Origin of the sequence: Rahnella sp. PAMC25559 (genome assembly GCF_050632365.1) — a bacterium.
Classification (GTDB): domain Bacteria; phylum Pseudomonadota; class Gammaproteobacteria; order Enterobacterales; family Enterobacteriaceae; genus Rahnella; species Rahnella rivi.
Genome location: NZ_CP192543.1, coordinates 375660 through 401941, shown reverse-complemented (window position 1 = coordinate 401941; position 26282 = coordinate 375660). Strand labels below are relative to the sequence as shown.

At 50.7% G+C, this 26282-nt stretch carries 17 protein-coding genes, 4 tRNA genes and 4 rRNA genes; 14 read left to right on the top strand and 11 right to left on the bottom strand.

What is annotated here, in order from left to right; genetic code table 11:
* Window positions 1–3: 3 nt before the first annotated feature.
* Window positions 4–822, top strand: coding sequence for a shikimate dehydrogenase (gene aroE, locus ACQZQY_RS03160; protein WP_431296597.1), 819 nt, complete (start codon window positions 4–6; stop codon window positions 820–822).
* Between the two features lie 49 nt (window positions 823–871).
* Here aroE and ACQZQY_RS03155 read toward each other — a convergent pair whose 3' ends face one another.
* Window positions 872–1414, bottom strand: a complete 543-nt coding sequence (locus tag ACQZQY_RS03155) for a gamma carbonic anhydrase family protein (RefSeq protein WP_056778099.1) — start codon at window positions 1412–1414, stop codon at window positions 872–874.
* A 528-nt stretch (window positions 1415–1942) separates the two neighbouring features.
* Here ACQZQY_RS03155 and ACQZQY_RS03150 point away from each other — a divergent pair.
* From ACQZQY_RS03150 to rrf (ACQZQY_RS03120), 7 genes are all read left to right on the top strand, one after another.
* Window positions 1943–3485 (top strand): 16S ribosomal RNA (locus tag ACQZQY_RS03150).
* Between the two features lie 71 nt (window positions 3486–3556).
* Window positions 3557–3633: transfer RNA gene (locus ACQZQY_RS03145), tRNA-Ile, on the top strand.
* Window positions 3634–3766: 133 nt separating this feature from the next.
* Window positions 3767–3842 (top strand) — tRNA-Ala (locus ACQZQY_RS03140).
* 215 nt (window positions 3843–4057) lie between these two features.
* A 23S ribosomal RNA gene (locus ACQZQY_RS03135) occupies window positions 4058–6966 on the top strand.
* 116 nt (window positions 6967–7082) lie between these two features.
* Window positions 7083–7198: ribosomal RNA gene (gene rrf / locus ACQZQY_RS03130) — 5S ribosomal RNA — on the top strand.
* A gap of 50 nt (window positions 7199–7248) precedes the next feature.
* Window positions 7249–7324, top strand: a tRNA-Thr gene (locus ACQZQY_RS03125).
* A gap of 37 nt (window positions 7325–7361) precedes the next feature.
* Window positions 7362–7477 (top strand): 5S ribosomal RNA (gene rrf, locus ACQZQY_RS03120).
* Together the 16S, 23S and 5S rRNA genes with 3 tRNA genes alongside form the textbook arrangement of a ribosomal RNA operon.
* A 193-nt stretch (window positions 7478–7670) precedes the next feature.
* On the opposite strand, the gene actP is transcribed toward rrf (ACQZQY_RS03120), so the two are convergent.
* The 3 genes from actP to acs are packed head-to-tail and all read right to left on the bottom strand — an operon-like array spanning window position 7671 to window position 11659.
* A complete protein-coding gene (gene actP / locus ACQZQY_RS03115) occupies window positions 7671–9335 on the bottom strand; it encodes a cation/acetate symporter ActP (RefSeq protein WP_056782519.1) in 1665 nt (554 codons plus the stop codon).
* Entirely contained in the window at window positions 9332–9643 is a 312-nt protein-coding gene (locus ACQZQY_RS03110) for a DUF485 domain-containing protein (RefSeq protein ID WP_056782518.1), read from the bottom strand. The genes actP and ACQZQY_RS03110 overlap by 4 nt, the downstream gene beginning before the upstream one ends.
* Window positions 9644–9697: 54 nt before the next feature.
* Window positions 9698–11659 (bottom strand): acetate--CoA ligase, encoded by a 1962-nt coding sequence (gene acs / locus ACQZQY_RS03105; RefSeq protein ID WP_136377142.1) that lies wholly within the window; start codon window positions 11657–11659, stop codon window positions 9698–9700.
* A gap of 689 nt (window positions 11660–12348) precedes the next feature.
* On the opposite strand from acs, the gene ACQZQY_RS03100 reads away from it, so the two are divergent.
* From ACQZQY_RS03100 to ACQZQY_RS03080, 5 genes are all read left to right on the top strand, one after another.
* Window positions 12349–12933 (top strand): fimbrial protein, encoded by a 585-nt coding sequence (locus tag ACQZQY_RS03100; RefSeq protein ID WP_421671401.1) that lies wholly within the window; start codon window positions 12349–12351, stop codon window positions 12931–12933.
* Window positions 12934–13027: 94 nt separating this feature from the next.
* On the top strand, window positions 13028–15541 hold the full coding sequence (locus ACQZQY_RS03095) for a fimbria/pilus outer membrane usher protein (protein WP_431296596.1): 2514 nt from the start codon (window positions 13028–13030) through the stop codon (window positions 15539–15541).
* A 48-nt stretch (window positions 15542–15589) separates the two neighbouring features.
* Entirely contained in the window at window positions 15590–16327 is a 738-nt protein-coding gene (locus ACQZQY_RS03090) for a fimbrial biogenesis chaperone (protein ID WP_431296595.1), read from the top strand.
* Window positions 16328–16382: 55 nt separating this feature from the next.
* Window positions 16383–17354 carry a fimbrial protein gene (locus ACQZQY_RS03085; RefSeq protein WP_414070383.1) on the top strand — a complete coding sequence of 324 codons (972 nt, stop codon included), beginning with the start codon at window positions 16383–16385 and terminating at the stop codon, window positions 17352–17354.
* A 25-nt stretch (window positions 17355–17379) separates the two neighbouring features.
* A complete protein-coding gene (locus ACQZQY_RS03080; protein ID WP_431296594.1) occupies window positions 17380–17652 on the top strand; it encodes a helix-turn-helix domain-containing protein in 273 nt (90 codons plus the stop codon).
* 1 nt (window position 17653) lies between these two features.
* Here ACQZQY_RS03080 and ACQZQY_RS03075 read toward each other — a convergent pair whose 3' ends face one another.
* The 7 genes from ACQZQY_RS03075 to aspA form a co-directional block, all read right to left on the bottom strand.
* A complete protein-coding gene (locus tag ACQZQY_RS03075) occupies window positions 17654–18211 on the bottom strand; it encodes a hypothetical protein (RefSeq protein WP_431296593.1) in 558 nt (185 codons plus the stop codon).
* Window positions 18198–19070 carry a winged helix-turn-helix domain-containing protein gene (locus tag ACQZQY_RS03070; RefSeq protein ID WP_235533508.1) on the bottom strand — a complete coding sequence of 291 codons (873 nt, stop codon included), beginning with the start codon at window positions 19068–19070 and terminating at the stop codon, window positions 18198–18200. The genes ACQZQY_RS03075 and ACQZQY_RS03070 overlap by 14 nt, the downstream gene beginning before the upstream one ends.
* Window positions 19071–19591: 521 nt before the next feature.
* A tRNA-Phe gene (locus ACQZQY_RS03065) sits at window positions 19592–19667 on the bottom strand.
* Between the two features lie 129 nt (window positions 19668–19796).
* Window positions 19797–20372 carry a division control transcriptional repressor DicD gene (dicD, locus tag ACQZQY_RS03060; protein WP_136375808.1) on the bottom strand — a complete coding sequence of 192 codons (576 nt, stop codon included), beginning with the start codon at window positions 20370–20372 and terminating at the stop codon, window positions 19797–19799.
* A 43-nt stretch (window positions 20373–20415) separates the two neighbouring features.
* A complete protein-coding gene (locus ACQZQY_RS03055) occupies window positions 20416–22146 on the bottom strand; it encodes a protein-disulfide reductase DsbD (protein ID WP_431296592.1) in 1731 nt (576 codons plus the stop codon).
* A 198-nt stretch (window positions 22147–22344) separates the two neighbouring features.
* The gene (locus ACQZQY_RS03050) at window positions 22345–23646 is read right to left on the bottom strand and encodes an anaerobic C4-dicarboxylate transporter (protein WP_183849990.1); all 1302 of its coding nucleotides are present in this window, start codon (window positions 23644–23646) and stop codon (window positions 22345–22347) included.
* A gap of 135 nt (window positions 23647–23781) precedes the next feature.
* Window positions 23782–25218: an aspartate ammonia-lyase gene (aspA, locus tag ACQZQY_RS03045; protein WP_056782506.1), complete on the bottom strand. Its 1437-nt coding sequence runs from the start codon at window positions 25216–25218 to the stop codon at window positions 23782–23784.
* Window positions 25219–25592: 374 nt separating this feature from the next.
* Between aspA and ACQZQY_RS03040 the strand changes: the two genes are divergently transcribed.
* Window positions 25593–26084 (top strand): FxsA family protein, encoded by a 492-nt coding sequence (locus tag ACQZQY_RS03040; protein ID WP_056782505.1) that lies wholly within the window; start codon window positions 25593–25595, stop codon window positions 26082–26084.
* The last annotated feature ends 198 nt before the right edge of the window (window positions 26085–26282 follow it).

The following is a 26282-nucleotide window of genomic DNA, read 5'->3' as shown; positions in this document are numbered from 1 at the left end:
TTCATGCCATCTTTTGCAGTGTTTGGGAATCCGATTAGTCACAGTAAGTCACCAAGAATTCATGCACTTTTCGCCGTCCAGACGGGTATTGATCATACTTATGGAACGGTGTTGGCCCCGCACGAAGAGTTTGAGGAAACACTACGATCCTTTTTTCACGGTGAAGCCCAGGGGGCGAATATCACAGTCCCTTTTAAAGAGCGCGCATTTGCTGAGTGTGATGAACTGACCGATCGTGCGGCATTGTCTGGCGCGGTGAACACTCTGAAGAAACTTGAGGACGGGCGTCTGCTGGGGGATAACACCGATGGCATCGGTATGCTGAGCGATCTTGAACGGCTCAACCTCATCCGTAAAGGCGACCGGGTTCTGCTGATCGGCGCCGGCGGCGCGGCGCGGGGCGTCATTCTTCCGCTGCTGTCTTATGGTTGTTCTCTTGTCGTGACTAACCGGACGTTCGAGAGGGCACAGCATTTAAGCCATATTTTTGAAAGCAGAGGCGATATTCAGGCAATGCCATTGGAAGAGCTGATGAAAGAATCATTTGATTTGATCATCAATGCTACTGCCTCTGGTATTAAAGGTGAGATCCCAGCGATTCCCCAAGAAGTGATCACCCCGCAGACTCGCTTATACGATATGTACTATCAGGCCGGACTCACACCTTTTATCGAATGGGCGCAAAAGAAGGGAGTGACGCATTATGCAGATGGTTTGGGCATGCTGGTCGGGCAGGCAGCACATGCATTTCATCTTTGGCATGGTGTTATGCCTGAGATTGAACCCGTGCTGGCGCAATTGAAGCAGGATTTGCTGAGTTAATTTTGAAGCATGCCTGAAGAAAGATGCTTCAGGCATGAGAACCGTTTAATCATTTCTGGTCGGTAAGATACAGATCTTTCCAGGTAACATAGTTACTGGAAGAGTAAGTCAGTCCTGCAAGTTCTTCAGACGTAAGCTCCCGGATCTGCTTCACCGGACTTCCCAGATAAAGATATCCACTTTCAAGTCGCTTCCCTGGGGGGACCAGACTTCCTGCACCGATCATCACGTCATCTTCAATGATCGCCCCATCCAGCAGTATTGATCCCATTCCTACCAGTACCCGATTGCCGATGGTACAACCATGCAACATAGCTTTATGACCGACAGTCACATCCTCACCAATGATCAGCGGATGACCTTCCGGATTGTGACGAGACTGGTGGGTGACATGCAATACGCTCCCATCTTGGACATTGGTTCTGCAACCGATGACAACGTGATTAACGTCACCACGTATCACAACCAATGGCCAGATACTGACATCGTCCGCGAGAGCAACATCACCAATGATGACGCTTGAGGGGTCAACCATGACGTTTTCCCCCAAGGTGGGCAATGATCCCTGATATGCACGTAATGCCTGAGACATGTTTAATTACCTCATAATTGGGTTTTAATCTTGGCAATATAGTTCGGGTATGAAGAAATACCAATTATGAGGTGCCTGGATCGGTTGTAAAACCCGCGGATCGAGTGAGATCTCCCCGATGGGGTTGAAAAACACGCAGTCGATCCTTTTTATCGAAATAAATGCTTGTGCAAAAAATACGGATCCCTATAATGCCGCTCCATCGACAGGGAACAACGTGAACAACATCACGAAGTAACCGGGTCGGAAAGATTAAAAACAGTGATGACCGGATGAAATAAACGGTTGACACTGAATGAGGAAAGCGTAATATACGCCACCTCGAGTTAGCAAGCGAAAGCGCGTAACTCACTGCTCTTTAACAATTTATCAGACAATCTGTGTGGGCACTCACAAGACGATATCAGCCACCTCGGTGGCAAAAAATATCAAGTCTTAAAGAGTGACCAAGCAGTAATTCATTTTAGTGAATTATTACGAAAGTTAATTTTTGAGCACCGCTTAACTTGTTTAAGCAAATCGAACTTTTAATTGAAGAGTTTGATCATGGCTCAGATTGAACGCTGGCGGCAGGCCTAACACATGCAAGTCGAGCGGTAGCACAGGAGAGCTTGCTCTCTGGGTGACGAGCGGCGGACGGGTGAGTAATGTCTGGGAAACTGCCTGATGGAGGGGGATAACTACTGGAAACGGTAGCTAATACCGCATGACCTCGCAAGAGCAAAGTGGGGGACCTTCGGGCCTCACGCCATCGGATGTGCCCAGATGGGATTAGCTAGTAGGTGGGGTAATGGCTCACCTAGGCGACGATCCCTAGCTGGTCTGAGAGGATGACCAGCCACACTGGAACTGAGACACGGTCCAGACTCCTACGGGAGGCAGCAGTGGGGAATATTGCACAATGGGCGCAAGCCTGATGCAGCCATGCCGCGTGTGTGAAGAAGGCCTTAGGGTTGTAAAGCACTTTCAGCGAGGAGGAAGGGTTCAGTGTTAATAGCACTGAGCATTGACGTTACTCGCAGAAGAAGCACCGGCTAACTCCGTGCCAGCAGCCGCGGTAATACGGAGGGTGCAAGCGTTAATCGGAATTACTGGGCGTAAAGCGCACGCAGGCGGTTTGTTAAGTCAGATGTGAAATCCCCGAGCTTAACTTGGGAACTGCATTTGAAACTGGCAAGCTAGAGTCTTGTAGAGGGGGGTAGAATTCCAGGTGTAGCGGTGAAATGCGTAGAGATCTGGAGGAATACCGGTGGCGAAGGCGGCCCCCTGGACAAAGACTGACGCTCAGGTGCGAAAGCGTGGGGAGCAAACAGGATTAGATACCCTGGTAGTCCACGCTGTAAACGATGTCGACTTGGAGGTTGTGCCCTTGAGGCGTGGCTTCCGGAGCTAACGCGTTAAGTCGACCGCCTGGGGAGTACGGCCGCAAGGTTAAAACTCAAATGAATTGACGGGGGCCCGCACAAGCGGTGGAGCATGTGGTTTAATTCGATGCAACGCGAAGAACCTTACCTACTCTTGACATCCAGAGAATTCGCTAGAGATAGCTTAGTGCCTTCGGGAACTCTGAGACAGGTGCTGCATGGCTGTCGTCAGCTCGTGTTGTGAAATGTTGGGTTAAGTCCCGCAACGAGCGCAACCCTTATCCTTTGTTGCCAGCGAGTAATGTCGGGAACTCAAAGGAGACTGCCGGTGATAAACCGGAGGAAGGTGGGGATGACGTCAAGTCATCATGGCCCTTACGAGTAGGGCTACACACGTGCTACAATGGCATATACAAAGAGAAGCAAACTCGCGAGAGCAAGCGGACCTCATAAAGTATGTCGTAGTCCGGATTGGAGTCTGCAACTCGACTCCATGAAGTCGGAATCGCTAGTAATCGTAGATCAGAATGCTACGGTGAATACGTTCCCGGGCCTTGTACACACCGCCCGTCACACCATGGGAGTGGGTTGCAAAAGAAGTAGGTAGCTTAACCTTCGGGAGGGCGCTTACCACTTTGTGATTCATGACTGGGGTGAAGTCGTAACAAGGTAACCGTAGGGGAACCTGCGGTTGGATCACCTCCTTACCTAAAGATACGCATTGTGCAGTGTCCACACAGATTGTCTGATAGAAAGTAACGAGCAGAAATACCTTAATAGGCTTGTAGCTCAGGTGGTTAGAGCGCACCCCTGATAAGGGTGAGGTCGGTGGTTCAAGTCCACTCAGGCCTACCAATTCGTCCTCATGCTGCGTTGTCGTCACGCTCGTTTGCACAAGCAAACGTCGTATGAACTCCGCCTTGCCTGAGAACAAATTGGCTGACTCATCTGAACGATGAGTAATTAAGGTATCTGTAAGTGACTGTATGGGGCTATAGCTCAGCTGGGAGAGCGCCTGCCTTGCACGCAGGAGGTCAGCGGTTCGATCCCGCTTAGCTCCACCATTACCGTACAGCCCCTAAATAATACTTCAGAGTATATTGGTAACAGTATGCTGCGAAGTATTTTGCTCTTTAACAATCTGGAACAAGCTGAAAATTGAAAGTTTACAGCTGAACATCACTCTCCGTAGAAGTACTGAGTGGTGGATTAGTCTGTAACAGAGTCTCTCAAATAATCGCAGCGCGACGTTGTCTTTTAAGACACCTTCGGGTTGTGAGGTTAAGCGACTAAGCGTACACGGTGGATGCCTAGGCAGTCAGAGGCGATGAAGGGCGTGCTAATCTGCGAAAAGCGTCGGTAAGGTGATATGAACCGTTATAACCGACGATACCCGAATGGGGAAACCCAGTGTGTTTCGACACACTATTGCATGGTGAATACATAGCCATGCAAGGCGAACCGGGGGAACTGAAACATCTAAGTACCCCGAGGAAAAGAAATCAACCGAGATTCCCCCAGTAGCGGCGAGCGAACGGGGAAGAGCCCAGAACCAACATCAGCGTATGTGTTAGTGGAAGCGTCTGGAAAGTCGCACAGTATAGGGTGATAGTCCCGTACACAAAAATGCATACATTGTGAGTTCGATGAGTAGGGCGGGACACGTGACATCCTGTCTGAATATGGGGGGACCATCCTCCAAGGCTAAATACTCCTGACTGACCGATAGTGAACCAGTACCGTGAGGGAAAGGCGAAAAGAACCCCGGCGAGGGGAGTGAAATAGAACCTGAAACCGTGTACGTACAAGCAGTGGGAGCCTACTTTGTTGGGTGACTGCGTACCTTTTGTATAATGGGTCAGCGACTTATATTTTGTAGCAAGGTTAACCGTATAGGGGAGCCGTAGGGAAACCGAGTCTTAACTGGGCGTCAAGTTGCAAGGTATAGACCCGAAACCCGGTGATCTAGCCATGGGCAGGTTGAAGGTTGGGTAACACTAACTGGAGGACCGAACCGACTAATGTTGAAAAATTAGCGGATGACTTGTGGCTGGGGGTGAAAGGCCAATCAAACCGGGAGATAGCTGGTTCTCCCCGAAAGCTATTTAGGTAGCGCCTCGTGAACTCATCTTCGGGGGTAGAGCACTGTTTCGACTAGGGGGCCATCCCGGCTTACCAACTCGATGCAAACTACGAATACCGAAGAATGTTATCACGGGAGACACACGGCGGGTGCTAACGTCCGTCGTGAAGAGGGAAACAACCCAGACCGCCAGCTAAGGTCCCAAAGTCATGGTTAAGTGGGAAACGATGTGGGAAGGCATAGACAGCCAGGATGTTGGCTTAGAAGCAGCCATCATTTAAAGAAAGCGTAATAGCTCACTGGTCGAGTCGGCCTGCGCGGAAGATGTAACGGGGCTAAACCATGCACCGAAGCTGCGGCAGCGACGCTTAGGCGTTGTTGGGTAGGGGAGCGTTCTGTAAGCCGTCGAAGGTGACCTGTGAGGGTTGCTGGAGGTATCAGAAGTGCGAATGCTGACATAAGTAACGATAATGCGGGTGAAAAACCCGCACGCCGGAAGACCAAGGGTTCCTGTCCAACGTTAATCGGGGCAGGGTGAGTCGACCCCTAAGGCGAGGCTGAAAAGCGTAGTCGATGGGAAGCTGGTTAATATTCCAGCACTTGGTGTTACTGCGAAGGGGGGACGGAGAAGGCTAGGCTAGCCGGGCGACGGTTGTCCCGGTTCAAGCGTGTAGGGGGTGTGACTTGGTAAATCCGGTTACATATTAACCCTGAGGCGTGATAACGAGCCACTACGGTGGTGAAGTAGTTGATGCCATGCTTCCAGGAAAAGCCTCTAAGCTCCAGGTAACACGAAATCGTACCCCAAACCGACACAGGTGGTCAGGTAGAGAATACTCAGGCGCTTGAGAGAACTCGGGTGAAGGAACTAGGCAAAATGGTGCCGTAACTTCGGGAGAAGGCACGCTGGCGCGTAGGTGAAGGGACTTGCTCCCGGAGCTGAAGCCAGTCGCAGATACCAGCTGGCTGCAACTGTTTAATAAAAACACAGCACTGTGCAAACACGAAAGTGGACGTATACGGTGTGACGCCTGCCCGGTGCCGGAAGGTTAATTGATGGGGTTAGCAGCAATGCGAAGCTCTTGATCGAAGCCCCGGTAAACGGCGGCCGTAACTATAACGGTCCTAAGGTAGCGAAATTCCTTGTCGGGTAAGTTCCGACCTGCACGAATGGCGTAATGATGGCCAGGCTGTCTCCACCCGAGACTCAGTGAAATTGAACTCGCTGTGAAGATGCAGTGTACCCGCGGCAAGACGGAAAGACCCCGTGAACCTTTACTATAGCTTGACACTGAACATTGAGCCTTGATGTGTAGGATAGGTGGGAGGCTTTGAAGCGTGGACGCCAGTCTGCGTGGAGCCAACCTTGAAATACCACCCTTTAATGTTTGATGTTCTAACTCGGCCCCGTGATCCGGGGTGAGGACAGTGTCTGGTGGGTAGTTTGACTGGGGCGGTCTCCTCCTAAAGAGTAACGGAGGAGCACGAAGGTTAGCTAATCACGGTCGGACATCGTGAGGTTAGTGCAATGGCATAAGCTAGCTTGACTGCGAGAGTGACGGCTCGAGCAGGTACGAAAGTAGGTCATAGTGATCCGGTGGTTCTGAATGGAAGGGCCATCGCTCAACGGATAAAAGGTACTCCGGGGATAACAGGCTGATACCGCCCAAGAGTTCATATCGACGGCGGTGTTTGGCACCTCGATGTCGGCTCATCACATCCTGGGGCTGAAGTAGGTCCCAAGGGTACGGCTGTTCGCCGTTTAAAGTGGTACGCGAGCTGGGTTTAGAACGTCGTGAGACAGTTCGGTCCCTATCTGCCGTGGGCGTTGGAAGATTGAGAGGGGCTGCTCCTAGTACGAGAGGACCGGAGTGGACGCATCACTGGTGTTCGGGTTGTCATGCCAATGGCATTGCCCGGTAGCTAAATGCGGAAAAGATAAGCGCTGAAAGCATCTAAGCGCGAAACTTGCCTCGAGATGAGTCTTCCCTGTGGCTTTAAGCCACCTGAAGGGACGTTTAAGACTAAGACGTTGATAGGCTGGGTGTGTAAGTGCAGCGATGCATTGAGCTAACCAGTACTAATGACCCGAGAGGCTTAACCTTACAACACCAAAGGTGTTTTTAGAGTGACTCTGAAGTAGATTTTCAGCTGAAGTTCCGAGATTGGTTCGTAGTGCAAGCCTGACTTAGGGTGCGCGTTATGGATGAAACAGAATTTGCCTGGCGGCAGTAGCGCGGTGGTCCCACCTGACCCCATGCCGAACTCAGAAGTGAAACGCCGTAGCGCCGATGGTAGTGTGGGGTCTCCCCATGCGAGAGTAGGGAACTGCCAGGCATCAAATTAGTAAGATTTGCTTTAAAGCAAATTGTTATAAGAATAAGCGTGCTGATATGGCTCAGTTGGTAGAGCGCACCCTTGGTAAGGGTGAGGTCCCCAGTTCGACTCTGGGTATCAGCACCAGTAATAAGCGTAGAGTTCGGTAAATTAACAGAATTTGCCTGGCGGCAGTAGCGCGGTGGTCCCACCTGACCCCATGCCGAACTCAGAAGTGAAACGCCGTAGCGCCGATGGTAGTGTGGGGTCTCCCCATGCGAGAGTAGGGAACTGCCAGGCATCAATAAAAGACAAAAGCCCCGTACGCAAGTACGGGGCTTTTGTCTTTTATGTGATCAGGTAATTTATTCCACGATGAGAAAGCTCTGCCATGACTTGCAGTTTTTAGTGTGGGGAAGTTGAAGATATATCTGTAAATAAAAGGCCACCATATCGGTGGCCTAGTGTATTTTTACCGCTTATTAAGCATAACTCAGTGATTAGAGCTTTGCGATATGCCGATCCCGGTCTGTGAACGAACAAACTGAGGATAAAAACGCTCCCTTTCTTTCTGTCCTTCCAGTGAATTATCCGTAATCGAGAAGAACCAGGTGCCGACAAATGCAACGATCATGGAGAATAATGCCGGATACTCATAAGGATAAATTGGTTTTGCATGTCCCAAAATCTGTACCCAAATCGTAGGTCCCAGAATCATCAGGATCACAGCCGTCAGTAATCCGAGCCATCCCCCAACCATTGCTCCACGCGTTGTCAGTTTCGCCCAATACATCGAGAGTATGATGATCGGGAAGTTGCAACTTGCTGCAATCGAGAATGCTAATCCCACCATGAAGGCAATGTTTTGTTTTTCAAACAAAATACCCAATCCGATAGCGACAATACCCAGAACAATCACGGTTACTTTTGACACACGTAATTCATCTTTCTCCGTTGCTTTACCGTCTTTGATTACGCTCGCATAGAGGTCATGAGATACCGCTGAAGCACCTGCCAGCGTTAAGCCGGCGACTACTGCCAGGATCGTTGCGAATGCAACAGCAGAGATAAAACCGAGGAAGAAGCTACCACCGACGGCATCTGCCAGATGCACAGCGGCCATGTTGTTCCCGCCAAGCAAGATGCCGCTTGCATCTTTGAATGCCGGATTAGAGCCCACCAGCACTATTGCACCAAAGCCAATAATGAAGGTCAAAATATAGAAATACCCAATAAAACCAGTGGCATAGAATACACTTTTACGGGCTTCTTTGGCGTCGTTAACGGTGAAGAAACGCATTAAAATATGTGGCAGACCTGCGGTCCCGAACATCAGCGCAAGACCCAGCGACAATGCCGATATGGGATCAGAGACTAGCCCTCCTGGGCTCATGATCGCGATACCTTTCGGATGGGCTGCGACCGCCTGGGTGAAGAGCGTGTTGAAGTTAAAGTTGACGGACTTCATGACCATGACGGCCATAAATGTGGCACCGGCTAACAGCAGGATCGCTTTGATGATCTGAACCCATGTGGTTGCCAGCATGCCGCCGAAGAGGACGTAGAGCACCATCAGGATCCCAACCAGCACGACAGCCACGTGATAGTTCAGGCCGAACAGGAGTTGAATTAACTTACCGGCACCCACCATCTGAGCAATCAAATACAAAGCGACGACAACCAGTGAACCGCAGGCTGAAAGTACGCGGATAGGCTTCTGTTTGAGGCGGTAAGATGCCACATCTGCGAAGGTATATTTGCCCAAATTACGCAGACGTTCGGCGATCAGGAACAAAATGATCGGCCAGCCAATCAGGAAACCGATGGAGTAAATTAATCCGTCGTAACCCGAGGTATACACCAGCGCGGAGATCCCGAGGAAAGAAGCCGCAGACATAAAGTCCCCGGCAATTGCCATACCGTTCTGCAACCCGGTGATCTTACCGCCTGCAGTGTAATAGTCCTGACGAGAACGGGTTCGTTTGGAGGCCCAATAGGTGATGTACAGCGTGGCGCCAACGAAGAGCAGGAACATCACAATCGCTTCAATATTGAGAGGCTGAGCCTTCACTTCGCCGGAAATACCTTCTGCAGCGAATACGCTAAAAGGAAAGGTCAGGGATAACAACAGAAGCAGGGAACCACGGCGAGCACTCATGGCTGCACCTCGCGGACGATGTCTGCTGTCAGCCGGTCAAATTCACCATTTGCGCGAATAACATAAATACCGGTGAGTATGAAAGAAATCACAATCAATCCGACGCCGACAGGAATGCCCCGCGTAATGGTGGCTCCTTCATACAAGGGCGTTCCCAGCCATTGCGGGTCGAATGCGATCAATAAAATAAAGGCGACGTACATGACCAGGGTAATACCTGATAGCAGCCAGGCAAAACGGCTGCGCTTTTGCACCAGTTCCCTGAAACGCGGATTACTTACAACTCTCTGATAAATGAGATCATTCATCTCAGTGACTCCTTTGAGGCATTGATAGAGTTCACCGCGCCAGGGCGGTGAAAATTACGACGGCACTTTCATTGATTGTTTTTCTTCCAACAGTTTCTCGACAACGCCCGGATCCGCCAGCGTTGAGGTATCTCCCAGATTGCTTGTGTCACCGGCTGCAATTTTGCGCAAAATACGTCGCATAATTTTGCCGGAACGGGTTTTTGGTAAAGAATCCGTCCAGTGAAGAATGTCCGGGGTGGCAATCGAACCAATCTCCTTTCGCACCCAGTTTCTGACTTCCGTATACAGCTCAGGGGAAGGTTCTTCGCCATGATTCAGCGTGATGTAAGCATAAATTGCCTGACCTTTAATGCTGTGCGGAATGCCCACAACTGCGGCTTCTGCAATTTTAGGATGAGAAACAAGCGCAGATTCAATCTCTGCCGTGCCCAAACGGTGGCCAGAAATGTTCAGAACATCATCAACACGGCCAGTTATCCAGTAGTAACCGTCTTCATCACGGCGGGCACCATCTCCGCTGAAATACATGTTTTTGAAGGTGGAAAAGTAGGTTTGCTCGAAGCGTTCATGGTCACCAAACAGAGTGCGTGCCTGACCAGGCCATGAATCGGTGATCACCAGATTGCCTTCGCAAGCGCCTTCCTGAGGCACGCCCTCGTTATCCACCAGCGCAGGTTGTACGCCGAAGAAAGGACGCGTGGCGGAACCGGCTTTCAGTTCAGTCGCGCCAGGCAACGGCGTGATCATGAATCCGCCGGTTTCGGTTTGCCACCAGGTATCGACAATCGGGCACTTACTGTTCCCGATAGTTTTGTAATACCACTCCCAGGCCTCCGGATTGATCGGTTCCCCGACGGAGCCCATGATCCTCAGCGATTCGCGGCTGGTGCCTTCAATCGCTTTATCGCCTTCTGCCATCAGTGCACGAATTGCCGTGGGTGCGGTATAAAGAATATTCACTTTATGCTTATCAATAACCTGCGCCATGCGCGCCGGTGTCGGATAATTTGGCACTCCTTCGAACATCAGGCTTATCGCCCCACAGGCCAGCGGGCCATAGAGTAAATAGCTGTGGCCGGTCACCCAGCCGACATCAGCGGTACACCAGTAAATGTCGCCGTCATGGTAGTCAAAGGTGTACCTGAAGGTCAGCGCGGCATAAACAAGGTAACCGCCGGTGGTATGCAGCACGCCTTTCGGTTTGCCGGTGGAACCTGAGGTATAGAGGATGAAGAGCGGGTCTTCGGCATTCATTTCTTCGGCCGGGCAGTCTGCCGGGACGCCTGAGATCGCGTCATGCCACCAGATATCGCGTCCTTCCTTCCATTCACCCTGTTTGCCGGTGCGTTTGAAAATAACGGAGTGAGTCACCGTCGTGACGGAAGGATTTTTCAGAGCGTCATCTACGTTTTGTTTCAGTGGAATGGTTCTGCCTGCACGCAGGCCTTCATCCGCAGTGATCACGACTTTAGCGCTTGAATCTACAATGCGTCCCGCCACGGCTTCCGGTGAGAAGCCCGCAAAAATCACAGAATGCACGGCACCAATACGGGCACAAGCCAGCATTGCCACCGCCGCTTCTGGCACCATAGGCATATAGATAGCCACGACGTCGCCTTTCTTAACGCCCAGATTTTTCAGCACATTCGCGAACTGACAGACGTCATGATGCAGTTGTTTGTAGGTGACGTGCTTATTTTCAGCGTTGGGGTCATCGCCTTCCCAGATTAATGCGGTCTGATCGCCTTTCTCTGCCAGATGACGATCCAGACAGTTGGCGGCGAGATTCAGAGTACCGTCCTCAAACCAGCGAATATCGATATTTCCCGGCGCGAAAGAGGTGTTCTTCACTTTTGTGAAAGGTTTAATCCAGTCGAGAACTTTCGCCTGTTCTCCCCAGAATGCCTGCGGATCTTCTACAGACTGTTGATAAAACTGCTGATATTTCTCAGGTGTGATCAGGGTACGTTCTGCAACAGAGGCAGGAATAGGATGCTTGTAAACATGGCTCATGGTTTTTCTCCTTTGATTTGTTAATGATATGTCAATCAAAGGTTAAGTGTAGTTTGCGTCAGGCCTTTGTTTGCTTTTTGGGTGTCAGATCACGCAAGTCGCGCTAAACCGGCAAGACATTGGCAAGGCCGCTGCGGTACATGCCACATAAGTAAACATTAAAGGGTGATCCTTTAATGGCCGGTGGCGGTAAAAACCGCTAAAAAATATCCTTACTCATAAAGTCGCATTAATAATGAAATAAGAAAGAAGCCGAATATGATCTCTGCCGAAATAGGGAATATTCCTGACAAGCGAGTTTTTTGACCTGCATGAAGGTTTTTCCGACATCTGACCCCAAAAATGTATCAATGCCGGTTCGAAAGTGAAAATAATTTAGATTAAAAGTAAATATTTGGTTAAATAAAGCTTAACCTGGCACATTAACCGAAGTGATTTGCCTTCATGGCGTAACATTTAATGTTAATAATTTTTACCTATAAGTTAATTTTCCTTCATAAAGATGAGATTTAAATATTAATGTAAGACTAAAGTTCTTAATATTTGCATTATGCAAATTATTATAACGTTAAAAAGCAAATATCAGTATATTGATCTGGCAAGAGAGGGGTGCTCTCTTCGGTACAGCGAAAAATATCGCTTAATAGCTTATGGCTTAATAACTACCGTTAAAATCTCAAGGACAAATTATGTTTAACGCCAAGAACAAGACACTGATTATTGCTTTATCTGCCTTTATTTCTTCTTCAGCTTTTGCAGAAGATGCGACCGGAACGCCTCCTGTGGGTGCCGACCAGGGCTCAGGCCGTATTCATTTCACCGGAACCGTGATTAATGCGCCATGCTCAATTGCTGCAGGCGATGAAGACATTAATGTCAATATGGGCCAGGTCGCGAATAAAGTATTGGAAAGCGGCAATAAATATTCTCAGAACGTTAACTACACCATCCATCTGCAAGATTGTAACCTGACCGCGCAAACCGCGGGCTCAGTTGAGTATCCGGCTATGTCTAAAGTGGCGGTTTCCTTTGCCGGCACACCAGACAGCAGTGCCACTGAATTGCTGGCAAACACCGGCAGCGCGAAAGGCGCGGGCATCCGTTTAATTGATGCCAACGGTGACTTGCTGAAAGTGGGTGATACCTCTAAAGACATCAATCTGGTCACCGGTAACAATGAGCTGGTCTTTGCTGCGCGTGTGGAAGCGAATACTCAGCCGGTTTCAACCGGTACGATCGTTTCTCAGGCTACTTACGCGCTGAATTATAAGTAATCGTCTTTTTTATTAAGGGGAGTTTTCTCCCCTTTATTTTCAGGTGCATCGGGGTTCCGTGCTGGATCTATAAAAATAAAAAAGTGGCGTAATTATGTTGTTTGCCTTGGACAGAGCGTCAGCAGTAAAGAGGATCACTTCAGGGTGTATTTTCCTCTTCTCAGGATGCCTTATTTCAATCAAAAGCTTCGCGGTAGAGTTTAACGTTAACTTTATTGATTCTGCTGATCGTAATAATGTCGATCTCTCACGCTTTCAGACTGCAAATTACATCGCCCCCGGAGAATACCTGTTAGATGTGGTATTGAATGGCCGTACCCTGGGCGATCAAAGCCTCATAAAATATATTCCGACAGACGATAGTTCTGTTAACAACCAGAACAGCCGTTTGTGCATACCGCCATCACTGGTCGATAAATTCGATCTGACCCCGGCTGCGCGGGAAAAACTTACGCTTTGGCATCAGGGCCAGTGCACTTCTCTGGATCAGCAGAAGGAAGTGACTGCGCGTTACGATCAGGAAAAACAAACGCTGAATATCAGCATTCCGCAGGCCTGGTTAACCTTTCATGATGAAAACTGGGTGCCACCCTCGCAATGGGATGAGGGCGTGAATGGCGCGTTACTCGATTACAACCTGCTGGGCAGTAAATATATGCCGCAGCAAGGAGACAGCTCGACCAGCGTCAGCAGTTACGGGACCACCGGATTCAATCTGGGGCCGTGGCGGGCACGCGCGGATTATCAATATTCAGCCTCACGCACCTCTGGCAGCCCGGCTAACGATAAATTCACCTGGGCGCAGACCTACCTGTTTCGCGCGCTGCCTTCCATCGGTGCGCGTCTCACCGCCGGCCAGACTTATTTCAATTCCGATATCTTTGATTCATTTCGTTTTATCGGGGCTTCTGTGAACAGCGATCAGCGAATGCTGCCGCCATCCCTGCGCGGTTATGCACCGCAGGTCACGGGTATTGCAAAAACCAACGCCAAAGTGAGTATCAGTCAGAATGGCCGTGTGATTTATCAGACGAACGTTTCTCCGGGGCCGTTCGTGGTTCAGGATCTGACAGAAGCGGTGCAGGGCGCGCTGGACGTGAAGATTGAAGAGGAAAATGGCAGCGTCACAACCTATCAGGTGACGACCGCGACCATTCCGTTCCTGACCCGTAAGGGCCAGGTGCGCTTCAAGACCGCGATGGGCAAACCGACAACCGGCAACAATAACCGCGTTTTACAGCCAGGCTTTTACAGCGGCGAAATGTCGTGGGGCGCGTTGAATGATTTCTCGTTGTACGGCGGGCTGATTTCGACCACCGGTAATTATCAGGCGCAGGCACTGGGCGTCGGGCAAAATCTGCAAAAACTGGGCGCAGTCTCTTTCGACGTGACGCGTTCATCGGCAACGGTTCCGGTGGCGGGCAGGCAGACGGGTTTCAGTTATCGCGCCAACTATTCGAAGCGTTTTGATTCCACGGGCAGCCAGATCACCTTTGCTGGCTATCGTTTCACTGAAAAAACCTTCATGTCGTTCAGTCAGTATCTCGACAAAGTGAATGGTGACGGCTATTCCCGTGACGATAAACAAACCTATACCGTGACTGCCAACCAGTATCTGCCGTGGCCGGCGATCACCCTGTATCTGTCGGCCACGCACAAGGTCTACTGGAACGAAAATCCAAGCAACAACTACAGCGTGTCAGTGAGCAAAATTTTTGATATCGGACGTTTCACCGGTATTTCAGCCACCTTCTCGGCCAGTAAGCTGAAATACCGGGATACCGATGAAAACCAGATGTTCCTGTCATTCAGCCTGCCGCTCTCTTCCGGGCAACAGGTCAGCTACGACGCGCAACAAGATTCGCAGGGCGGTTTCTCGCAAACCGCATCGTATTACAACAGTCAGGATCCGAATAACACCTGGCGCGTCGGTGCAGGGGGCAGCAGCCCTGATCTGCAAAAAGGCGATGGCGTCTTCCGGGCCAACTATCAGCACATGTCGCCTTATGGCCAGTTTGGTGTGAACGGTAGCGTCAAAAATAACGATTACCGGTCGGTGAACGCCAACTGGTATGGCTCGATGACGGCGACGGCGGCTGGCGCGGCGTTGCATCAAAGCAGCGCGGGCAGTGAACCGCGAATGATGGTGTCCACCGGCGTAAAAGGTATTCCAATCAGCGACGGTGCGTCGGTCACCAATGATTACGGCATAGCCGTGGTGAACGGCGTATCCAGCTATCAGACCTCCGATATCCGCGTCGATGTAAACCATTTACCGGATGACGTAGAGGTGTACAGCTCGGTGGTCAGTAAGACACTGACCGAAGGAGCGATTGGTTTTCGCAAAATTCGTGCGATCAAAGGTGAACGTCTGATGGCGGTGATCCGTCTGGCCGACGGCAGTCATCCGCCTCTGGGAGCTTCTGTCACCGACAACAGTTCCGGGTTTGAAGCGGGGCTGATTGGCGATGGCGGGCTGGCCTACTTGGCCGGGGTTTCCGGGGAGAAATCGCTGACCGTACGCTGGGGAGATGAAAACCAGTGCCGCATTCAGGTGCCATCAGACACCGCAACGCAAAGCGGCCAGGTGTTATTACCGTGCACCTGAGCGCGCCAACAACCATGAAACAGAGCTAATCAGCAAAGGAATGACCGGATGAAGAACCTGATATTACGATTCAGTGGCGCACTACTCATGTTAACCGCAGTGCTCCAGCCGGTGCTGGCCGCCGTGAATCTCGACCGGACACGCATCATTTATAACGCCAGTGATAAGTCTGTCAGCGTAATGCTTGAAAACCAGAGCAAGGATTTACCTTATCTGGCGCAGGTCTGGCTGGAGAATGCACAGGGCGAAAAAATCACGTCTCCCCTGGTGGCGCTGCCGCCGATGCAACGCATTGATGCCGGTCAGAAGAGTCAGATCCGTATCTTGCAGTTACCCGAGGCGGCCGCACTCCCTAAAGACCGTGAGTCGCTGTTTTATTTTAACGTGCGTGAAGTGCCGCCAAAGAGCGAGATGGCCAACGTCATGCAGGTGGCGATTCAAAGCCGGGTGAAATTGTTCTTCCGTCCTGCTGAATTACGCAAGCTGATAAAGGGCAACTGGCAGGAGCAGCTTCAGATAAGCCGTCTCAATGACGGGCTGAAACTGACGAACCCCACGCCGTTCTATATCACCGTCGGGTATTTGGGCAAAGACAACAAAGGCAACGTGCCGGGTTTTGACAGCGTCATGCTGGCGCCGTTTGCCACAGAATCACTCACCGGCAGTCAGTATGTCAGTGCCGCTTACAGCATCGGTTATATGGACGACTACGGCGGCCTGCAGATAAATCAGTACACGTGTACCGCCATGCAATGTCAGCGCATCAGCAAGGATGCCAAAAAATAACCCCAGTGCGAACTCTGTGTGAATGAGCCGGTTTATCTGAAAGGTAGGGAGAGTTATGCCTGAAATTTATAAATTAGTCCGGGTGCGGGTGACGCTATTTCTCCTGCTGTGCCTGTTTTCCGGCAGTGCGCTGGCGCTCGATTGCGTGGAAAAAGGCACCGGCATAGTCGATAAACCGGCCATTCCGGTCGGCCAGCTGGCGATCCCCGCTAACGTACCTGTCGGCACTAAAATTTGGGAATCGAACGACATTAATGTGACGGCCTATTGCGACAATGTGCTCGGCTCGATCATTGACGTCGTCCATTTCTACTTCAACCCAAAATCCCAGTCGATTGGTGAAGGGTTGCTGCTGGGTGTGAGTTATAACGGGCAGGATTTGGAGCAAAACGAGCAGCGCCTGAGCACCAACAGCGCGCCCATCAAAAGAGGGCAGAACGTCACGGTTAATGTCACGTTCCGCTTGTACATCAAAGTCAGCGGTAATGCGCCTTCCAGCGGGCATTATCAGGGAGCCGATCAGTTCACGGTATTCCAGCTCGACGGCAGCAGAGGTATCAACAAATCACCGGGGGCTAAAAACCTCAAATACAACCTCTCGGGATTACAGGGGATCCGTTTTCTGGCCTGCGGTTCAGATTTGAAGGTTTACCCGGAATCACAGATCGTTGATTTTGGCGCGATTCAAAGCACCACGCTTTCGCGCTCCTCCGGGATTTCTCTGCCCTTTGCTATCAAGGCGGTGAAGCAGGGATGTCTGGATAATTTCTCACTCCAGGCCGAATTCTCAACGGCCAGTCCTTTACTTGATAACACCGCCATTGACCTGTCGAACGGCGCGAAGCTGATGCTTTATAACGAGAAAGAACAGGCGATTATCTTCAATCGCTACGACAACTTTGCTGAACTGAACAACGTCAATGAAGTCACCAAAAACTTCACAGCAAAACTCAGCGCGATACCCGGGAAAACACTTTCACTTGGGCAGTTTGACGCGTCCGTGATCGTCAAGATCAACTATTACTGACCTATTTCAGTACAGGGAGAAAGACATGTTTAGAACCGCCAAGCTGCGCGCGCAAGCGCTGGAAGAACCGGTTTACTTAGCACAGGCACCGGAACTCATAGCCGAAACTCAGATTCACGCGATGCTGCAAACCCTGCGGGAAGATGCGGGGTTAAGTAAAACCGAGCTGGCCAGGCGTCTCGGCGTGACGCCTCCGGCGATCACGCGCCTTGAAAAGCGTCCGGCGCAGGCCAGCTTTAACACCCTGACACGTTATGCGCAGGCCTGCGGCTTCCATCTTTACCTGTACTACAAATAACTCAGAGATCGTTTTTAAATACGCACATGGTCAGCGGTGACTGGTTGCTCTCGATCAACATGGTGTTGTCATCGTATTTCTTGAGCACCAGCGTGTCAGTCTGGCCTGCCATAAAAAAACTGTTCATCAATAAAAGCGAGGACATCTTCCAGTCCATATTATCAACGCTGTCGGTATTTATTTGGGTACTTGTAAGTGAGTAGGTGTTAGTGTATTTACTTTCATGCACATAACGATAATAAATATTCCTAAGGATCGTTTTTCGCTCAATCACCTTACCGCTGCGATCATACAAATACCCCGTGCCGCTGAGAGAGATCAAGATTTTATTATTGTCGAGAAAACTAAAGTAGAAGGATGTCGTCATCCGTGCCCGTTGATCATCATAAAGAGCGTCAACAATCATATTTCCCCGGCAGGAGGTGTTGAAAGGAAAGGCGACTTTATCATTCCTCAATGAATTGCCGTATATAACTATGCCAGGTAATAACCCAACCAGTAATAATGTAAGCAGAATGTTCTGCAGACCGGGCGATGGCCATTTTTTAAAACTGATCATGCGTTGTCCTGTCATTTGCATAATAGCTGATGCAAATGTTGATGTTATGCGATTCATTAGTGCTGCACTGCGCCATAAAGTCACGAACTGATCCTGTATCAACAGGCGTAATGAATTGCTCACTTTGAAATATGAAAATATTTCCGGGAGAGCAGAGGATTTTTTGTTTCATCATAAAGGTTTGTGCCAGTTGGAGGAACTCCGCCTTTCTGGCCCCGGAAACTGGCGTGGTAGAGTAGAGTTCACAGGCACCGATGTTAGCTACCAACAGCTTCGCTTTAGGATCAATCATCACGCTGTGTAAAATATACAGCCCCCAGGTTGTCAGAATAATCAACGTAAACATACTGATAATTAAGTATATTTTACGATGTTCTTTATGCATGGCCGCAAATGTTGGCTCCTGAACTTCTGATGTTTCAGGTACTGAAGGTGCCGTTTCATGCAGGGTAACAGGGGGTTCAGGCGCACTGAACGCTTCCTCCGGCAGTAAAGTGTCTTTTTCCTGTGGCAGCTCCAGCCCCGACTGCAGCGTAATAGTCGTTTCTTTTTTGATGATAAAACCGACCTTAGGCACAGTGACGATGAATTCATCGACATAACCCAGTGTGGAAATCACTTTACGTAATTTGCTGATGCAATGATTGAGGTTATTATTACTGGCTGTCAAACCATAGTCATCCCATACTTTTTTAAAGAATGTTTCACGCTGTACAACGGTACCCTGTTGCTCAATTAACAGGGATAATATTCTCCGCGCAGGATTGGATACCGTGATGTTACTTTCAGCGTCGCTCAGTAATGAAAGTGAGTTATCCTCCGGATTAAAGACTATTTGATTTTCAATCAGATAAATCATATGCATCCCTTTCTCCCTGTCTTGAATATCCTGAATTTTCACTGCATCAGGTAATTAAGTGCCATTATGCTGTTGTCATTTGCCTTTATATACCGTGAGTACGGCCAGCCAGTATAAACCCGTTCTATTAATGAAATAGAATTGCGTCCGAATAGTTTACACGTGACCTGAGATAAGTCTTAACGACAAAACATATTTTTTTGGCAGGACGTTATTGTGATAAAAGCTATAAATCACGTACGGAATTTTAGTAGTGCGTGATTTATCAGGATCAGTGAGAGGGTATGACGGGGGGAGATGGTGTTGTTACGCAGAGAAAATGCCATAAACCTCAGAAAGCAAGAAACCCGCCACAGGCGGGTTTCTTTAAACTGGGTGCCGGACTCGGAAAAAGTCGCGCAGCGCTTGCGCTGACCCCGCAGGGGTGAGTCTCAGTATGAGACGAATAATCGAACGAAGTTCGATGCAGAGTCCGCATCACAGAAAGCAAAAAACCCGCCATAGGCGGGTTTCTTTAAATATGGTGCCCGGACTCGGAATCGAACCAAGGACACAGGGATTTTCAATCCCTTGCTCTACCGACTGAGCTATCCGGGCAACGGGGCGCATTAAACCGTATTGGGCATGTGCCGTCAACGGCTTTGTCATCTAAAACACATAAAACGCGTTTGTTTGCTGGCTTTTCATTCAAAAACTATCAAATTCCCTGTTTTGCCGATCAGAAAATCAGGAAAGTGCGCCATGTTCGCGACAACGTGCAATATTTAAAACGTCTTCTGCCAGCCTGCGGGCGACTTCCACGTCGTTCAACTGACGTTTGACCAGCAGTTTGCTCAGGCAACCCTCCAGGATCAGCTCCATCTGCTGGGCCACCATCTCGGCATCATCGGAGCCCATCTCTTGCAGCAGCGATAGCGTGTACTCATACGAGGCCAGTTTCTGTTGCTGTGCTAACTGATGAATTGGCATATCGCTGTCAGGAAATAGCGTGCAGGCAGCGATAAACAGGCATCCCGGATAGCGCTGCTGACGAACTTGCTCATCCAGCACTTTATAACGGGCCAGTAACTTCTGCGATGCGCTCAGAGACTCGTCCAGCATCAGCTGGCGGCGCCAGACGTCAATTTGTTCACCGTGATAGCGCAGGCTGTCGTAGAGCAACGCTTCCGCATCTGGCCAGAAACGGCGTAACTCATTGAGCGGAACATCGACCTTTTCGGCGACGTATTCCAGTGACATGGTTGCAAGGCCACGTTGTTCCAGGATATTTAAGGTTTGATCAAGAACTTGTTCGCGTAGCACGTTTGCCTCCTCGCAATTCGCGTCATTCAAAAACCAGTGTCGTTTAATGACGGGCTTTCTGCAAATGCGCGGTGAATTCCGCTGCATTCATAAATCCGGTAACTCTGGATTGCGGCAATTCTCTGCCATCAGGGCCGAAGAATAAAATCGTAGGCAATCCCAGCACTTCCAGGCGTTTAAGTAACGCCTTTTGTTCCGGCGAATTTTTGGTGACATCTGCCTGAAGCAGTAAGGTATTCGCCAGTTCATGCTGCACGTCTGGCGCAGAGAACGTATATTTTTCAAACTCTTTGCAGGCGACGCACCAGTCCGCATACAAATCCAGCATCACGCGTTTGCCCTGAGCACCCTGAAGAGCCGCATTGAGTTCATCCACGTTGTGGATCTTCTGAAAACTCAGTGCGTGTTGTGGCGCGGTACTGCTTGCCACGGGGGCAAAAGCCCAGTCCTGTAACGGACGGCTGACCACCAGCGCGGCAGCGAGGAAGACCAGTTGCAGGACCCGGAACACGCCGCGCTGGCTTTTCAGGCAAAGCACAAAGGCCCAGCCAAAGAACGCGATGCCGAGCAGGCTCCATAAACGCAGCCCCCACACATCACCGACCACACGCTCAAGCAGGAAGACGGGCAGCGCCAGAATCACAAAACCAAAGCCTTCTTTGACGTTATTCATCCAGGGGCCGCTGCGTGGCAGCAGTTTGTTGCCAAACAGGGTCACGATAATCAGCGGGATGCCCATGCCCAGCGCATACAGATACAACGTGCCCGCACCGGCCAGAAGATTACCGCTCTGGGCGATATACAACAAAATGGCGCTCAGCGGCGCGGTGGTGCAGGGTGAACAAATCAGCCCGGCCAGCGCACCCATAATAAAGACGCCGGGCAGCGAGCCGCCTTTTTGTTCATTACTCCACAACGCCAGCCGGGTCTGTAATGAAGAAGGAAGTTGCAGGCTGAAGGTGCCAAACATCGACAGTGCCAGCGCGATGAACATCACCGACAGCACAATCAGCACCCACGGACTTTGTAATGCGGCCTGGAATTGCAGACCGGCAGCGGCCACTGCCATGCCGAGCAACGTGTAGGTCAGCGCCATGCCCTGAACGTAAATCAGCGACAGCATGAAAATTCGCTTCATGCTGTGAGGACGCTGTCGGCCAAGAATAATGCCGGAGATCAGCGGATACATCGGTAATACACAAGGTGTAAAAGCAATGCCGATGCCAATCAACAACGCCCACAGCGGCGAGAACGGCAGTGGGGTGCTGTGCGGCGCGGGCGTGGTGACGACAGGCGCTGCGTCGATCACCGGCGGGCTGGCGGGTGGCGCATCCGTCACCTCGCTGACCGGCACTTCGCGGGTTTCCGGCGGATAACAAAATCCTGCAGCGGCACAGCCCTGATAGGTCACGCGTACCGTGGCGTCGGCGCTGGCCTGTCGCAAAGGGACGGTGATGTGCAGAGCCTTTTCATATACTTCGCTGTCACCGAAAAACTCATCGTGATGCTCACGCCCCTTCGGCAGGAAGAACGCAGCAAGATCGGCGTTCTTCGGTTCCAGCTCAATTTTGCTGCGGTATAAATAATACCCGTCACGGATTTGCCAGTTCAGCTTGAGGTCGTGACCCTGCTGCTGGAAGTCAAAGCTGAACGCCTGATCCACGGGCACAAACTGCGGTGCTGCGGGCTGACCGAATAATGATGCCTGAGCCTGCAGCGGCGCGATGCACAGGCTGCAGAGCAGGAAAAAAATACGAAAAATGCGGTGATCCATGCGGAATTCAAGTCTCTTTGTCGCGGCGCAGACACTCAGCCGCTGGGTGATTCGACAGAAGATGCGGACGGCTTCATGCCGTGGCGCGATTAGGAGTAATGAGTATACCCCGCGCCATCGTTGAGCAGAAAGTCTTGCGGGTATTTTACAAATATCAGAAGGGGAGCGGATGGCGGGGGCCGGAGCCCCCGCGTAAGGTCAGAGGATAACGCTGCCGAGGCCAAATGCGAACAGCACCGACAGGAAGACGCCCACAGTGCCTGGAATAAAGAAAGGATGGTTGAACACAAAGCGCCCTATGCGGGTGGTGCCGGTGTCATCCATCTGCACGGCCGCGACGAGCGTCGGGTAGGTCGGCAAAATAAACAGGCCAGAAACGGCTGCAAACGATCCGACGGCAGTCAGCGGAGACACGCTCAGCGCCAGTGCCATCGGCAGCAGGGCTTTGGTGGTCGCCGCCTGAGAATAGAGCAACGCAGAACTGAAGAAGAAAATCACAGCCAGCAGCCACGGGTGTGCCTGAATAATGCTGCCTGCTGTTTCTTTGATCCAGCCAAGATTCGCCTGCACGAAGGTATCGCCCAACCACGCCACGCCGAGGATACAAATACAGGCGCTCATTCCCGCTTTAAACGTGCCGGAAGTCAGGATCGAATCGGTATCAACCCGGCATAGCAGGGTGATTAAAGTTGCCACGCTGAGCATGATGATCAGAATCGCGCTGGTGGTGGTCATCAGCGGTGTGGCGACCAGCCCGAGGCTCGGACTGTTAATCACCGCGTAACCGACCACGGATAAAACACCGAGCAGGAACAACATCACAGAGAGTTTTGCCCGTGGTTTGATTTCGACAATGCTGTCGCCACGCAGCGTCACCAGCCCTTCTTCGTAACGCTTCAGATAGACCGGATCGTTAGACAGTTTGGAGTCAAAGCACCAGGTGACCATCAGAGACATCACGATAACGGCCGCCAGCGTCGAAGGGATCATCACCATCAGCAGGTGCAGATAGCTGACGCCATGGTCTTCCATCACCGATGACATATACACTACCGCCGCTGAAATAGGCGACGCCGTGATCGCAATTTGCGCTGCCACGACCGCGGTGGATAAAGGACGTGAAGGCTTGATGCCTTGCTCTTTGGCGACTTCAGAAATTACCGGTAACGCCGAGAGGGAAATGTTGCCTGTTCCTGCGAGGATGGTCAGGAAGTAGGTGACGATGGGGGCGAGCAGAGTGATGTGTTTCGGGTTACGGCGCAGCAGTTTCTCGGTTTGCTGAACCAGATAATCCATACCGCCTGCGACCTGCATGGTCGAGATGGCGGCGATAACAGCCATAATGATGGAAATGACGTCGAAGGGGATGGAGCCCGGTTTTACGCCGATCATGGCGAGCACCAGTACGCCGAGTCCACCCGCGAAACCAATCCCGATGCCGCCTAATCGCGCCCCGAGAAAGATCGCCAACAGTACAATAATGAGTTCGATGATTAACATGGTTGTCCGTCCATTTTTCCCGTATTCCTTAAGGAATTGATAATTATTTGTTATGTAATTGTTGTGTCGTACAAAGTAAAAAGGCCCGCTGTTCCGCAGAACAACGAGCCTTTAAAAGGTCAGTGATGGAGCCTGTTACTGTTCATTTTCATCCGTGTAGCGTTTCGCTTTATAAGCCGGGTGTTTAAGATTTTCTATAGAGAAAATATCGTCCAGCTCTGCTTCTGTCAGCAGGCCACGCTCAAGCACCACTTCCCTGACACTCTTGCCGGTTTCTGCACAAATCTTCCCGACAATATCGCCATTGTGGTGGCCAATGAACGGGTTGAGATAGGTGACGATGCCGATAGAGTTGAATACGTAAAATTCACACACTTCTTTATTTGCGGTAATGCCGTTGATGCATTTTTCCAACAGATTGTAACAGGCGTTAGTCAGAATATGAACTGACTCAAACATCGCCTGGCCGATCACCGGTTCCATCACGTTCAGCTGAAGCTGACCGGCTTCTGCCGCCATGGTGACGCAAACATCGTTACCGATGACTTTAAAGCACACCTGATTCACGACTTCCGGGATCACCGGGTTGACCTTGGCGGGCATGATTGAAGAACCGGCCTGAAGTTCTGGCAGGTTGATTTCGTTCAGGCCAGCGCGCGGGCCGGAAGAGAGCAGGCGCAGGTCGTTACAGATTTTGGAAAGCTTTACTGCCAGGCGTTTCAGGGAGCTGTGAACCATGACGTAGGCGCCACAGTCAGACGTCGCTTCGATCAGGTCTTCGGCCGGAACGCACGGCAGATTGCTGACTTCCGCCAGTTTCTCCACGGCAAGTTGCTGATACCCTTCCGGCGTATTCAGGCGTGTGCCGATGGCCGTCGCACCGAGGTTCACTTCCAGCAGTAACTCGCCGGTGCGGATCAGGTTGCGGGTTTCTTCTTTCAGCAGCACGTTGAATGCGTGGAATTCCTGACCGAGCGTCATCGGTACCGCATCCTGTAACTGGGTACGGCCCATTTTGATGACGTTCTCGAACTCTTTCGCTTTACGCTCGAAGCCGTCGCCGAGTTGGGAAATGGCATCGACCAGTTTCAGCAATGAGGCATACACGGCGATACGAAAACCGGTCGGATAAGCATCGTTAGTGGACTGGCATTTGTTGAGATGATCGTTGGGATTGAGGAACTGATAATCGCCTTTCTGGTGTCCCATCAGTTCCAGACCGATGTTCGCCAGCACTTCATTCGTGTTCATATTTACCGAGGTTCCCGCGCCGCCCTGATAGACGTCGATAGGGAACTGGTCCATGCATTTACCTTTATCAAGCACTTCGTCACACGCCTGAATAATGATGTCGGCAATGTGACGTGGAATTGTGCGCAGCTCTTTGTTTGCCAGAGCGGCCGCTTTTTTCACCATTACCATGCCACGGACAAATTCAGGTACATCGCTGATCTTGGTGTTGCTGATATAGAAGTTTTCAATCGCCCGCAGGGTATGAATGCCGTAATAAGCGTCTGCAGGGACTTCGCGCGTGCCCAGCAGGTCTTCCTCGATACGAATGGTGTTTGACATGAGAACCTTCTCTTCGGTACTAAACGCGTTATGCGATGTTTAAAATTATGTTACTTACCGTGGTAAATTTAAAACGATCAACCGTTGTTTTGGCAACGAAGGCGATCATATGCTGCTTCAAACGAATTGCACGTACTAAGATCACTATCCTGCCCTATTGTTGTGCATGTATTTTTGTATCTGTGAGAATTCTCACAAATCATTTAGTTGCTCAATTAAATCAGGTCTGGCGCTTGAAATCATTGGGATGGAGCACCATCTCAGTGTAGTCAGCCTGTCTGCCTTTGATGGCAAAGTTCGTGAGCGGGCCCTCATTCATGGTTGCGGAATGTTCTCTCTGAGAATTTCCGCAACCTTATTACAAGGAGAACGCGGTGCGCTGGTTACCGTTAATCGTATTATTTCTGCTGGCTTACATTGAGATCACCTTATTTATCAAGGTGGCTGCAATCGTCGGCGTTGCTACCACGCTGCTGCTGGTGGTGTTCACCTCTTGCGTGGGCGTCTCTCTGGTGAAAAACCAGGGTATGAAAACGTTTATGCAGTTACAGCAAAAACTGGCCGTGGGCGAAAGTCCGGCGGCGGAAATGGTGAAAAGCGTGTCACTGGTGATTGCAGGTTTTCTGCTGCTGGTGCCCGGGTTCTTTACGGATTTCCTCGGTTTGCTGCTTTTACTGCCTCCGATCCAGAAACGCCTGACGCTGAAACTGATGCCTCATCTGAATATCGTCCGCTCTGGCGGCAACTGGGGTAACAGCGCGCCAACGGGGAATACCTTTGACGGCGAATTCAAGCGCACTGATGAAACGCCGGAGCGTCTGGTTTCTTTAAAAAAAGATGACGACACAGAGCACCGCGATCGCTAATCTCTGTGGCCTTGATTGTTAAAAAATTGTTTTTGACTAGGAAAAACAGGGGGGAAGGGCATTTTTTGCCGGTCTTAATGGCAGGAATGTGAAAGAAAAAGGGAAATTTTTTTCTCTTCTTCCCCTTGAAGGGCGATGTATCGCCCCCATTAAACAAACCACGAGGCCGGGCAGTGTTCTGCCGGGCATTCAACCCTA

Coding starts and splice junctions, on each gene's coding strand:
- aroE (WP_431296597.1), top strand. CDS start 4: ATGCCATCTTTTGCAGTGTTTGGGAATCCGATTAGTCACAGTAAGTCA.
- ACQZQY_RS03155 (WP_056778099.1), bottom strand. CDS start 1,414: ATGTCTCAGGCATTACGTGCATATCAGGGATCATTGCCCACCTTGGGG.
- actP (WP_056782519.1), bottom strand. CDS start 9,335: ATGAGTGCTCGCCGTGGTTCCCTGCTTCTGTTGTTATCCCTGACCTTT.
- ACQZQY_RS03110 (WP_056782518.1), bottom strand. CDS start 9,643: ATGAATGATCTCATTTATCAGAGAGTTGTAAGTAATCCGCGTTTCAGG.
- acs (WP_136377142.1), bottom strand. CDS start 11,659: ATGAGCCATGTTTACAAGCATCCTATTCCTGCCTCTGTTGCAGAACGT.
- ACQZQY_RS03100 (WP_421671401.1), top strand. CDS start 12,349: ATGTTTAACGCCAAGAACAAGACACTGATTATTGCTTTATCTGCCTTT.
- ACQZQY_RS03095 (WP_431296596.1), top strand. CDS start 13,028: ATGTTGTTTGCCTTGGACAGAGCGTCAGCAGTAAAGAGGATCACTTCA.
- ACQZQY_RS03090 (WP_431296595.1), top strand. CDS start 15,590: ATGAAGAACCTGATATTACGATTCAGTGGCGCACTACTCATGTTAACC.
- ACQZQY_RS03085 (WP_414070383.1), top strand. CDS start 16,383: ATGCCTGAAATTTATAAATTAGTCCGGGTGCGGGTGACGCTATTTCTC.
- ACQZQY_RS03080 (WP_431296594.1), top strand. CDS start 17,380: ATGTTTAGAACCGCCAAGCTGCGCGCGCAAGCGCTGGAAGAACCGGTT.
- ACQZQY_RS03075 (WP_431296593.1), bottom strand. CDS start 18,211: ATGATCAGTTTTAAAAAATGGCCATCGCCCGGTCTGCAGAACATTCTG.
- ACQZQY_RS03070 (WP_235533508.1), bottom strand. CDS start 19,070: ATGATTTATCTGATTGAAAATCAAATAGTCTTTAATCCGGAGGATAAC.
- ACQZQY_RS03055 (WP_431296592.1), bottom strand. CDS start 22,146: ATGGATCACCGCATTTTTCGTATTTTTTTCCTGCTCTGCAGCCTGTGC.
- ACQZQY_RS03050 (WP_183849990.1), bottom strand. CDS start 23,646: ATGTTAATCATCGAACTCATTATTGTACTGTTGGCGATCTTTCTCGGG.
- aspA (WP_056782506.1), bottom strand. CDS start 25,218: ATGTCAAACACCATTCGTATCGAGGAAGACCTGCTGGGCACGCGCGAA.